The 11998-nt window shown below is 66.7% G+C and carries 11 protein-coding genes; all 11 read right to left on the bottom strand.

Going from position 1 to position 11998, the window contains the following annotated elements; translation table 11 throughout:
- Positions 1-109: 109 nt before the first annotated feature.
- Positions 110-2665 carry an ATP-dependent Clp protease ATP-binding subunit gene (locus AB0F41_RS27410; protein ID WP_357428678.1) on the bottom strand — a complete coding sequence of 852 codons (2556 nt, stop codon included), beginning with the start codon at positions 2663-2665 and terminating at the stop codon, positions 110-112.
- A 283-nt stretch (positions 2666-2948) separates the two neighbouring features.
- Positions 2949-3509 carry an FHA domain-containing protein gene (locus AB0F41_RS27405; RefSeq protein ID WP_357428692.1) on the bottom strand — a complete coding sequence of 187 codons (561 nt, stop codon included), beginning with the start codon at positions 3507-3509 and terminating at the stop codon, positions 2949-2951.
- Between the two features lie 312 nt (positions 3510-3821).
- Positions 3822-4181: an Lsr2 family protein gene (locus AB0F41_RS27400; protein ID WP_357428676.1), complete on the bottom strand. Its 360-nt coding sequence runs from the start codon at positions 4179-4181 to the stop codon at positions 3822-3824.
- A gap of 118 nt (positions 4182-4299) precedes the next feature.
- Positions 4300-5793 (bottom strand): lysine--tRNA ligase, encoded by a 1494-nt coding sequence (gene lysS / locus AB0F41_RS27395; RefSeq protein ID WP_357428674.1) that lies wholly within the window; start codon positions 5791-5793, stop codon positions 4300-4302.
- Between the two features lie 272 nt (positions 5794-6065).
- The gene (locus tag AB0F41_RS27390) at positions 6066-6488 is read right to left on the bottom strand and encodes a rhodanese-like domain-containing protein (protein WP_357428690.1); all 423 of its coding nucleotides are present in this window, start codon (positions 6486-6488) and stop codon (positions 6066-6068) included.
- An 8-nt stretch (positions 6489-6496) separates the two neighbouring features.
- On the bottom strand, positions 6497-7114 hold the full coding sequence (locus tag AB0F41_RS27385) for a cysteine dioxygenase (RefSeq protein ID WP_357428672.1): 618 nt from the start codon (positions 7112-7114) through the stop codon (positions 6497-6499).
- 196 nt (positions 7115-7310) lie between these two features.
- Positions 7311-8105, bottom strand: coding sequence for a type III pantothenate kinase (locus AB0F41_RS27380; protein ID WP_357428670.1), 795 nt, complete (start codon positions 8103-8105; stop codon positions 7311-7313).
- 16 nt (positions 8106-8121) lie between these two features.
- Positions 8122-8541, bottom strand: a complete 420-nt coding sequence (gene panD / locus AB0F41_RS27375; protein WP_357428688.1) for an aspartate 1-decarboxylase — start codon at positions 8539-8541, stop codon at positions 8122-8124.
- Positions 8541-9548 (bottom strand): pantoate--beta-alanine ligase, encoded by a 1008-nt coding sequence (gene panC, locus AB0F41_RS27370; protein WP_357428668.1) that lies wholly within the window; start codon positions 9546-9548, stop codon positions 8541-8543. Before panC ends, panD begins: the two co-directional genes overlap by 1 nt.
- A 64-nt stretch (positions 9549-9612) precedes the next feature.
- Positions 9613-10545 (bottom strand): DUF2520 domain-containing protein, encoded by a 933-nt coding sequence (locus tag AB0F41_RS27365; RefSeq protein ID WP_357428686.1) that lies wholly within the window; start codon positions 10543-10545, stop codon positions 9613-9615.
- A 131-nt stretch (positions 10546-10676) separates the two neighbouring features.
- On the bottom strand, positions 10677-11960 hold the full coding sequence (locus AB0F41_RS27360) for a DUF6779 domain-containing protein (protein ID WP_357428666.1): 1284 nt from the start codon (positions 11958-11960) through the stop codon (positions 10677-10679).
- Between the last annotated feature and the right edge of the window lie 38 nt (positions 11961-11998).

Genomic DNA, 11998 nt, shown 5'->3' with positions numbered 1-11998 from the left:
ACGGTCTTCTCCGAAATCGAATTGAACCTCGACGCAGCGCCGGAGCCGGGGCGCCACGATCTGCATCCTGCCCTGCTCGACATGGTGATGCATCTCTTCGTTGTTGCTTCTACTCGCCCGAGGCGGCCTCGGCCGGGCCCTCGGACGCGCCGGTCAGCACGACCTCCGGCTTCTTGTCACCGTCGTCCTTGGTGAGTTTGGCCTTCGGAGTGAAGGTGAAGCGGGCGTCCTCGCCCGAGCCTTCGCCGTCCCAGCCCTCGACGTCGACCACGACGTTCTGACCGGCACCGATCTCGCCGAAGAGGATCTTCTCCGACAGCTGGTCCTCGATCTCGCGCTGGATGGTGCGACGCAGCGGCCGGGCGCCGAGCACGGGATCGAAACCGCGCTTGGCCAGCAGGCTCTTGGCCTGGTCGGTGAGCTCCATCGACATATCCTTGTTCTTCAGCTGCACGCCGACGCGGTTGATCATCAGATCCACCATCTCCACGATCTGCTCGGTGGTGAGCTGGTGGAAGACGATCACGTCGTCGATACGGTTGAGGAACTCGGGGCGGAAATGCTTCTTCAGCTCGTCGTTGACCTTGAGCTTCATCCGCTCGTAGTTCGAGCCCTCGTTGTTCGACTGGGTGAAGCCCAGGCCGACTGCCTTCGAGATATCCGAAGTACCGAGGTTCGAGGTGAAGATCAGCACCGTGTTCTTGAAGTCGACCGTGCGACCCTGCCCGTCGGTGAGACGGCCGTCCTCGAGGACCTGCAACAGGGTGTTGTAGATCTCCTGGTGGGCCTTTTCGATCTCGTCGAACAGAACCACGGAGAACGGCTTGCGACGCACCTTCTCGGTGAGCTGGCCGCCCTCCTCGTAGCCGACGTACCCGGGAGGGGCACCGAAGAGCCGCGAGGCGGTGAAGCGGTCGTGGAACTCGCCCATATCGATCTGGATGAGCGCGTCGTCGTCGCCGAACAGGAAGTTCGCCAGCGCCTTGGACAGCTCGGTCTTACCGACACCGGACGGACCGGCGAAGATGAACGAACCGGACGGACGCTTGGGATCCTTCAGACCCGCGCGGGTGCGGCGGATGGCCTTGGAAACGGCCTTGACCGCGTCCTCCTGGCCGATGATCCGCTTGTGCAGCTCGTCCTCCATACGGAGCAGACGGGTGGTCTCCTCCTCGGTGAGCTTGAACACCGGAATACCGGTCCAGTTGGCCAGGACCTCGGCGATCTGCTCGTCGTCGACCTCGGCCACGACATCCAGATCACCGGAGCGCCACTGCTTCTCGCGCTCGGCCCGCTTGGCGACGAGCTGCTTCTCCTTGTCGCGCAGCCGCGCGGCCTTCTCGAAGTCCTGCGCGTCGATCGCCGATTCCTTCTCCCGGCGCGCGTCGGCGATCTTGTCGTCGAATTCGCGCAGGTCCGGCGGGGCGGTCATCCGGCGGATACGCATCCGGGCGCCGGCCTCGTCGATCAGGTCGATCGCCTTGTCCGGCAGGAACCGGTCGTTGATGTAGCGATCGGCCAGGGTGGCGGCGGCGACCAGGGCGCCATCGGTGATGGAGACCCGATGGTGCGCCTCGTAGCGGTCGCGCAGGCCCTTGAGGATGTTGATGGTGTGCTCGACGGTCGGCTCGCCCACCTGGACCGGCTGGAACCGGCGTTCGAGGGCGGCGTCCTTCTCGATGTACTTGCGGTACTCGTCGAGGGTGGTGGCACCGATGGTCTGGAGCTCACCGCGAGCCAGTTTCGGCTTCAGGATCGAGGCCGCGTCGATGGCGCCCTCGGCGGCACCCGCACCGACCAGCGTATGCAGCTCGTCGATGAACAGGATGATGTCGCCGCGGGTGTTGATCTCCTTGAGCACCTTCTTCAGGCGCTCTTCGAAATCACCGCGGTAGCGGCTGCCCGCGACCAGGGAACCCAGGTCGAGGGTGTACAGCTGCTTGTCCTTCAGGGTCTCCGGGACCTCACCGTTGACGATGGCCTGGGCCAGGCCCTCGACCACGGCGGTCTTACCGACACCGGGCTCGCCGATCAGGACGGGGTTGTTCTTGGTCCGGCGGCTCAGCACCTGCATGACCCGCTCGATCTCCTTCGAGCGGCCGATGACGGGGTCGAGTTTGCCTTCCAGGGCCGCCTGGGTGAGATTGCGGCCGAACTGGTCGAGGACCAGCGAAGTGGACGGGGTACCCGTCTCGCCGCGGGCGCCGGATTCCACGGGCTCTTTGCCCTGATACCCGGACAGCAGCTGGATGACCTGCTGGCGGACCCGGTTGAGATCGGCGCCGAGTTTGACCAGAACCTGGGCCGCGACACCCTCACCCTCGCGGATCAGGCCGAGCAGGATGTGCTCGGTACCGATGTAGTTGTGACCGAGCTGCAGCGCCTCGCGCAGGCTCAGTTCCAGCACCTTCTTGGCGCGGGGGGTGAACGGAATATGACCCGACGGTGCCTGCTGGCCCTGGCCGATGATCTCCTCGACCTGGCTGCGGACGCCCTCCAGCGAGATTCCGAGCGACTCCAGGGACTTGGCCGCGACACCTTCACCCTCGTGGATCAGACCCAGCAGGATGTGCTCGGTGCCGATGTAGTTGTGGTTGAGCATCCTGGCCTCTTCTTGGGCCAGGACGACGACACGCCTCGCGCGGTCGGTGAACCTCTCGAACATCGCTCCCTCACTCTCCTGCTCCGGACTCTATGGCCGGCCGATGTCGTGGTGTGTCGTGGACAACCGTCGGTCTCAGCCTGCCATGTAGGCCAGGGGTTGCGGCCCCCGCCTCCCACTCTAGTTGGCAGGGGATTACACCGCCGCCGGTCCACCCTAATGATCTGCGGCCGTTGGCAGGGCTATTCACTCATAACGCCCGTACCCACGGATTGGTTTCCCATTCCGGTTTTGCCCACAGCGAACACAACCCGCTCCCATACCTGGGGAGCGCCCCGGGCGGGCTTCAGAGATCGCGATCGGTGATGTGCCCGCTGCGCATGGCCAGCGCGGCCAGCCGCACCCGCTTCTGATTCTGCGGTAGATCCTCCACGCCGAACTTGGCGAACAGGGCCCGCAGATGGGTCTTGACGGCGTCGACGCTGAGGAAGAGTTCGTCGGCGATCTGCTGGTTGGAGGCCGGGGCGGCGAAGCCCGCGTCGCCCTTGTACGGGCGGCACAGAGCCACCAGCACCCCGCGCTGGGCCTCGGTCAGCGATCTGACGGTGGGAATGGAGGCGCTGGAGGCACGGGTGGCGTCGTCGGCCACCCCGTTGAAATCGTGGAACGACACCAGCGAGGTGCCGACCCGGATCCGGTCACCCGGCATCAGCCGGCGCCGGCCGTGCAACCGCTCGCCGTTGACGAACGTGCCGTTGCGTGAGAGACCGTCATCGACGATGGTCCACTGGGCCGCGAGATATTCCACCGCCGCGTGTAATCGCGAGACCTCGGCATCCCAGCGCAGCGAGAGGTCCGCGCCGGCCGAGCGGCCGATGGTGATCCGCTGCCGTTCCGGGCTGAGCATCACCTCGCGCCGACGGCCTTCGTCATCGGTGAATCGTAGGAACGAGCCGACGGATCCGGTCACTGCGCCGATACCTCACCTCTCCATACCGGCAGCACCTGCCGAACCACGAACCCCCCGAACTGCGTCGCGCAACGAGCCCGGCCGGACCTGTCTATGGTGCCGGGCGAGCGGGCGCCGGAGCAAGGTGGAAGCCCGCCGGGCGCAGTAACCCCGGCGCACAGCGCCGGGGCCAGCGGTAATTCCAAATCGCTATCGAGAAAGACCAGCCGCCGTCGGGTAAAGACTGGTACACGGCGGTTGAAAGAAGAACTATCCCTTCGAGGCCTTGTTGTACGCGTCGGTGATATCGGCGGAGATACGCCCCCGCGCGGAAACCTTGTGACCATTCCGGCGTGCCCACTCGCGAATTGCCGCGCTTTGTTCGCGGTCCATCGTGGCGCGCGCCTTGGTACCCCCGGCGGCGGCGACAGCGGACTTCACCCGGCGCCGGCCACTCACGCGGCGGGCGCTGCCGACCCACTGCTCCAACTCGTCCCGGAGCTTCGCCGCGTTCGACGACGACAGATCGATCTCGTACGACACCCCATCGATTGCGAACTCGATGGTCTCGTCCGCGATGGACTCACCGTCGACATCGTCGATCAGGCTAACGGTGACCTTCTTTGCCATGAGATGAACGTCCTCTCGAAATCGTGCGACCCGCCAAAAACAGGCCGATTACCCGAGGCAAGAATACCTCGAATTCGGAAAATTCCAAGACGAGCGATCGGCTATGCAAACCGTTCGCTCAACGGCCGGCCGGCCGAACTATTGGGAACAGTATCGTTTCGCGGATTCCCAATCCGGTGAGTGCCATCAACAACCTATCGATTCCCATACCCGTTCCGGTCGTCGGCGGCATACCGTGTTCCATCGCGGCGAGGAAGTCTTCGTCGAGCACCATTGCCTCGTCGTCGCCGGCCGCGGCCAGCCGGGCCTGGTCGACGAACCGTTCCCGCTGGATCACCGGATCCACCAACTCCGAATAACCCGTGGCCAACTCGAAGCCACGGACATACAGATCCCACTTCTCCGTAACACCCGGCCGCGAACGATGCTGCCTGGTCAGCGGGGAGGTCTCGACCGGGAAATCACGGACGAAAGTCGGCACGTACAGCTTGTCGCCGTAGCTGTGCTCCCACAGTTCCTCCACGAGTTTGCCGTGGCCGTAGCCCTTGCCCTCGGGAATTTCCAGACCGACCCGATCGGCCAGCTCCAGCAATTCCTGAACAGTTGTTTCCGGGGTGACCTCGACCCCAACCGACTCCGATAGCGACGGATACATCTCGACGGTTGTCCACTCACCACGGAGGTCGTATTCCGACCCGTCGGCCAGGGTCACGAGCTGCGTTCCCAGAGCCTCCTGCGCTACTTCCTGGATCAATTCCCGGATCATCCGCGCGGAGTCGTCGTACGTGCCGTAGGCCTCGTATGTTTCCAACATCGCAAACTCGGGCGAATGGGTAGAATCGGCACCCTCGTTACGGAAGTTGCGATTGATCTCGAACACCCGCTCGATGCCACCGACAACGCATCGTTTCAGAAAAAGTTCAGGTGCAATGCGCAGGTAGAGATCCATATCGAGCGCATTCGAGTGTGTCTGGAACGGCCGGGCGGCGGCCCCGCCGTGCAGCGTCTGCAGCATCGGCGTCTCGACTTCCAGGAACCCCCGGTTTTCGAGCGCGTTACGCAGGGCGCGCACCACCGCGACCCGGGTACGGGCCATATGCCGGGCCTCCGGGCGCACGATCAGATCGACATAACGCTGCCGGACTCGCGATTCCTCGCTCATCTCCTTGTGCGCGACCGGCAGCGGGCGCAGCGCCTTGGCGGCCATCGACCAGGAATCGGCCATGATGCTCAGCTCGCCGGTCCGCGACGAGATGACCTCGCCGTGCACGAAGACCATATCGCCGAGGTCCACATCGGCCTTCCACGCCGCCAGCGCGTCCGCGCCGACGCCGTTCAGGCTGATCATTGCCTGCAGCGTGGTCCCGTCGCCCTCCTGTAACTGCGCGAAGCACAATTTTCCGGTATTTCGCATGAAGATGACCCGGCCCGCCACACCGGCCTGCTGCCCGGTGGCGGTATCGGCGTCGAGATCCGGATAGGCGGCACGGATTTCGGCCAGCGTATGCGTACGCGGCACAACGACCGGATAGGCCTCACCGCCGGCCGCCAGCAACCGCTCCCGCTTCTCCCGGCGGATCCGTATCTGCTCGGGGATGTCGTCGACTTCCACGGAACGGCTCGCTCGCCCCGCAGGAACAACGCCCGCGGAGCCGCCGGATGACGAGGAGTTCGGGTTGCTCACAGCGAACCACCCTAGCGTGCACGGCAAAACGATTCACCGGCCGCCTGCCCTCTACAGCGCGATATCGAATCGACGGCGCAGCACACGGCTACTCACGTACCGAAAAAAGACCATTCGGTAGCTTCGCATTTCTCCACGACGCGTCCGGCGAAGCGGAAATGTATTGTCGTTGGGTCGCATTCGCCGCCGACCGCAGGAATTCAGAGAACCGCGAGCGAACGCACTTCCCTGGTGAAGTGCGCGGCCCCGGTGGCGACCGCGCGCATACCGGCGGCCTCCAGGGCCCGATATCCACCGACCAGATCGGTCGCCCGGTGCAGCCCCAATTGGCGCAACGAGGCCGCTGCCAGACTGGAGGTATAGCCCTCCGAGCACAGCACGATCCATTCGACATCGTGATCGGTGGCCAGCGCCAATCGTGCCGAACTGCTGGGGTCCAGCCGCCACTCCAGCACATTCCGCTCGATGACCAGCGCACCGGGCAGAGTTCCCTCCCGGTTGCGTTGCGCGACGGGCCGGATATCGACCAGGATCGCGCCCCGGGCGAGCGCGGCCGGCAATTCCACGGGATGGATACGCCGCAACTGCGAGCGGGCGTTGTCGAGCATCTGATCGATGGTCAGTCGCGACATCAGAGTTCACCTTCGGGCTGGTCGGTGAGGACGGTACGCGTACGGCGCAGACTGCCGTGCCCCGTCACCTCGTAATAGGACATGGCGGTGAGCGGCGGCGAATACGCGTGCACGCTCAGAGTGGGGTCGAGAGGCCCGGCCGAAGCGGATACCGATATCCGATCGGGAGCGCGAACGACATCGTGCACCCAGCCGATCGGAAACGCGGCCTGATCACCGGCCGACAACACCCGGTGCCGAAGTTCGGACCCATTCCAGCGATATTCGGCCAATGCGCCGCTGAGCACCGTGAGGGCGCCCAGCGAACCGGCGTGATCGTGTAACTGGGTGGATTTGTCGGGCGTCCAGCTGATCAGCCAGATATCTACCTCGTCATCGGAGACGAGCCGGGTGGCCCAACGGTCGACGGCGGGCCAGCGGCCGTCGGCGGGTAGGAGATGGTCGTATCGACCGGAGAGCACATCCTCACCGGTTTCATCGGTGAGCCGCAGCAGGTCGGCGGGCCGGAGGCGGGTCGGCAGCGCCGGGGCGATGGGCCGATCGGGGATCGGATTCGGGGCGGCCGGAAAATCACGAGCCGCAGGCTGCACTACCGACGAAATAACAGGGGAACGCATGAGCGCATCTCCAGGGAAGAGTAAGGATCGAGGACTTCACGAATGCCTCGAACCGTCGAGGCGCGTCAGCCTCGACAACACTCCTGGGTACGCACGCGGTTCAGCACACCGAGAGCTTAGCAACCCGGAGCAGGCCCGGCCATATCCGGCACAGCGGAATGCGTCACACGGCACCGGTGACCACGGCGCGAACCGGTCAGCCGCGGGTACGCCGCTGATTGCGCTCGTAGACGAGCCGCAATCCCGTCAGTGTGAGATGCGGCCGATGGTGTTCCACCGTTTCCGATTCGCCGATGATCAACGGTGCGGCCGCGCCTGTGGCCACCACCGCGACATCCGCCCCGGAAAATCCGTCGATATCGTCACGAATGCGATCGATCAACCCGTCCACCAGCCCCGCGAAACCGAATATCGCGCCGGACTGGATGCATTCGACGCTGTTCTTGCCGATCACCGACCGCGGGCGGGTCAGTTCGACCCGGCGCAGGGCCGCCCGCTCGATCAGCGCCTCGGTGGCTGTCTCGACCCCCGGTGCGATCACCCCGCCGAGGAACTCCCCCTTCGCCGAAACCAGGTCGACGCAGATAGACACCCCGAAATCCACCACGATCGCGGCGGTACCGTACTCGTGGTAGGCGGCCAGACCGTTCACGATCCGGTCGGCGCCGACTTCCTTCGGGTTGTCCACCAGCAGGGGGATGCCGGTGCGCACTCCCGGCTCCACCAGGACCTGCGGAACGTGCTGCCAGTAGCGCTCCAGCATCAGCCGCAGCTCACGCAGCATCGGTGGCATCGTGGACAGTCCGGCCACGCCGGACACCAGGTCCAGATCCGCGCCGACGAGACCGCGCAGATTCATCGCGAACTCGTCCGCGGTATGCAGCGGATTGGTGTGGATCCGCCAGTGCCGCACCAGTTCGGCCTGATCACCGGTACCGGTGATCAGGCCGATAACCGTGCTCGTGGTCCGGACATCGATGGTCAGGAGCATGGCCGGTACCCGGCGCTCAGACCAGGGACAGGTTGCGGGGGCTGATCAGATCGGACCCCTCCGGAGCATGCGCCGGATCCGAACCGAGCTCCACCGCCCGGTTACGGGAATCCACGAAGACCACCTTCGGGTCGTAGTTCCGCAGCTCGGCCTCGTCCATCATTCCGTAGGCGATGAGAATCACCAGGTCACCGGGGTTCACAAGGTGGGCGGCGGCGCCGTTGATACCGATCACCCCGGAACCGCGCTCACCGGCGATCACGTAGGTCTCGAGCCGGGCACCGTTGTCGATATCGACGATGCAGACCTGCTCACCCTCGAGCAGATCGGCCGCGTCGAGCAGATCCTGGTCCACCGTGACGGAACCGACGTAGTGCAGATCGGCATGGGTCACGGTGGCCCGGTGGATCTTCGACTTCATCATGGTGCGCAACATCACCGTGCCTCCTGTGTTGATTGCGGCGTCTGCGACGCCGCGGGTCGGGGCCCTGTTGACCCCAGGTCTTCACTCCCGCGGAGAGAAAATGTGTCTCCGGCGGTGCCTGCATCGGGGTGACCGTCCAACTCCACACCGAGCCGGACGGCGGCGTTGTCGATCAGCCGGGTACTGCCGACCCGGGCCGCGATGAGGAGCCGGGCGTTACCGGTCTCCGGTGCGGGGCCCAGATCCGCGGCGCGAAGTTCGAGGTAGTCGGGTTCGATCTCGGGGGCGGCGGCCAGCACCGCACGGGCGGCGGTGAGTACGGCTTCCGCACCGTCGGCGCCGGCCCGGGCGCCGGCCAGCAGGGCGGCGGACAGCGTGGTGGCGAGTTCGCGCTGAGCGGGCGCGAGGTAGCGATTGCGGGAGGACATCGCCAGGCCGTCGGCTTCACGAACGGTCGGCACCGCCACGATCTTCGCGTCGAAATTCAGATCGCGGACCATCTGCCGGATGAGCGCCAGCTGCTGGTAGTCCTTCTCGCCGAAGAACGCCTCGTCCGGACGCACGATCTGCAGGAGTTTGGCGACCACGGTGAGCATGCCGGCGAAATGGGTCGGCCGGGACGCACCTTCCAGGTCGGCGCCGGCGGGCCCGGGGTGCACGGTGGTGCGGGGGCCGTCGGGATACATCTCGGCCGCGCTGGGGGCGAACACCAGCCCGACGCCTTCGCCGCGCAGCAGTTCGACATCGGCGTCCAGGGTGCGCGGATAGCTGTCCAGATCTTCACCCGCGCCGAACTGCAGCGGGTTGACGAAGATGGACACCACCACGACCTGGTTCGTGCGCTTGGCCCGGCGGACCAGTTCCAGGTGACCCTCGTGCAGCGCGCCCATGGTGGGCACCAGGCCGACGGTACGACCGGCGCCGCGCAGCGCCCGTACGACCTTGCCGATGACGACGGGATCGTGCTGCACGGTCAGTTCGCCGGCACGGTATGCGCCGCGCAGGGTGGAATCCGTCATGACGCCTCCCTCGTCACCGGTTGATGCGGTCCGCGCAGGCCGAAGCGTTGGCGGAAGTATCGCCTCATCGGTGTTCCTCCAGCAGTTGGCGAAGTTCGGCGGGGGCCTGCGCCCGTTCGGCGGTGCGCCGCGACAGCGCGCGATATCCGGCGGCGATCTGGGGGTCGGCCGCGGCGAGTGCGTCCAGATGCGCGGCGACGGCCGCGGTATCGCCGCGGGCCACCGGCCCTGTCAGGGCGGACTGGCCACGGCGCAGGGCATTGTCCAGCGCCGCCGAGGCCAGCGGCGCCAGCAGGCGTTCCGGCAGGCCGTTCGGCTGATCGTCGATGGTCTGCTGACCCAGCAGACCGGGCCCCGCCAAGGCCGCGCGCAACGCTTCCACGGCGTCGAGGATCAGCGTCACCAGATGATTGCTGCCGTGCGCGAGGGCGGCGTGATACAGCGTGCGGTGCTCTTCGGCGACCCGCACCGGTTCCCCGCCCATCTCTATGACCAGGGATTGCGCGATCGCGTATCCGATCTCATCGGCCGCGGTGATCCCGAAACAGGAATTGGCCAGGCGCGAGAGATCTTCGTCGTGACCGGTGAAGGTCATGGCGGGATGCAGGGCCAGCGGCAGCGCCCCGGCTTCGCGCAGCGGGGCGAGCACACCGATGCCGTTGGCGCCGGAGGTATGGGCGACGATCGTGCCGGGCCGGACCTTGCCCGCGCCGGCCAGACCACGTACCAGGCCGTCCAGCTCGGCGTCCGGCACCGCCAGGATCAGTAGTTCGCTGCGGGCGGCGACCTCTTCGACGGGCAGGATCCGGGATTCGGGCAGCCGGGACTGCGCGCGGCGCACGGAGGCGTCGGAAATCGCGGCGACGCCGAACACCACATGTCCGGCGCGCTCGAGCGCGGCGCCGAGTGCCGATCCCACGCGTCCCGCCGAGACGATTCCTACCGTCAGTCGTGCGGGCGCTGGATCACCACTCGCGGCCGGGTTGCCAGGAGTCACGCGTGGCGAGGTCAACAGTGTCCTCTCGAAGTCGTTCCAGTCCCGCCATGCGGGTACCGGACGTTACGTGTCGAGGATAGGGCGGCAGCCGTGCGATGCGCCATGCCGCACCGGGTGATGTGCGCCGCACTTCAGGAGCTGCGCTGCTCCTCTTCCTGGCGCAGGTTCGCCATGATCTCGGCCACCGACAACTTGCGCGTTCCGGCCGGATCGGTCTGGGTCCGTCGGCGCCGGGAATTCACCGAACGCGGGAAACGAGGGGTGGGGATACGTCCGGAACGCTCGCGGGGCTTCGCCGCCGCATCCGCCTTCGACGGCTCGGGGTCGCCGGCGGCCGCTGCCGCCGGGGCCGGGACCTTCTCGGAGCCGCCCGCCGGGCCGGTGTCGGGGTGGGCCGGGATCGGCGTGCCATCGCGCTCGTCCTCGCCGTCCTCTCCGTCGGCGACGTCGGAGTCGGAGACGGCGGAGTCGGAGACGGCGGAGTCGGAGACGGCGGAGTCGGAGACGGCGGGATTGTCCGAGGCATCGAGGTCGTCGATGGCGTGGTCCACTTCGGTGAAGGCATCCGCCCAGCTGGGCCCGGCCATATCCGGGGCGGACCGGCTCCACGGCGGTTCCTGGTCGAGGCGGACGATCGCGGTTTCGGCGGTCACCGGAGCATCGTCGGGACCCGCGAAGCGCGGCCGGCTCGGATGGTCGGTCTCGTAGACCGGGGTCCCGGGGTCCCGATCCCGGGCGCCGCCCGTATCGGGGCCGGTTCCGGAATCTTCGGTGAGGTCGGCGATCTCGGAGTCACCGATGACCTCGGAGTCGTCGATGCCCGGGCTCTGCGGCTCGGGATCGACCCAGCCGTCCGCGGCATGCGACCAGCTCGCCGCGGCATTGGCCCACGCGTCGACCGCATGTCGTTCCCCGTCGTCTGGAGCACGCCAACCGGGCAGCTGCCCGGGCCGGTCCTCGGCGCCGGGCAGTTCGTGCACCCGCACCGCGGCGGCCCGCAGGGCCGGGCGCTCCTCCGGAAGATCACCGTCGAAGAGCCGCTGCAACTGCCGGCGCAGCACCGCGAGCTCGGCCCGCAGCGCGGCCATCTCGGTGGCCTCGGCGCCCACCTCGGCCCGGACCCGCGCCTCGACGCCGAACTCGTGTTCGCGCCGGGCGCTGATCTCCCGTTCCAGCTCCAGCCGGTAGACCCGGCGCATCTCGCGGGCCTTCGCCTGATACCGGCTCACCGCCCACGCCCCCAGTACCGCGGCCCACAGCGCCGCCACCAAACCCACCCGGAGGTACTGCAGGCTATCGCTGAGAACCAGAAAACCGCTGGCCACCAGTCCTAGTAGAACCAATGCGCCGAGGAAGAGACTGCCCGCATCTTCCCGGCCTCGCGCGGAAGTACTACTGCGGGACGGTGAAACCATGACCGCAAGAGTAGCCGTGATACGGGGCCACGCCCAGG

It is taken from the genome of Nocardia sp. NPDC024068, assembly GCF_040638875.1.
In the GTDB taxonomy this organism is placed as follows: Bacteria; Actinomycetota; Actinomycetes; order Mycobacteriales; family Mycobacteriaceae; genus Nocardia.
This window is presented reverse-complemented; position numbering and strand designations above follow the sequence as displayed.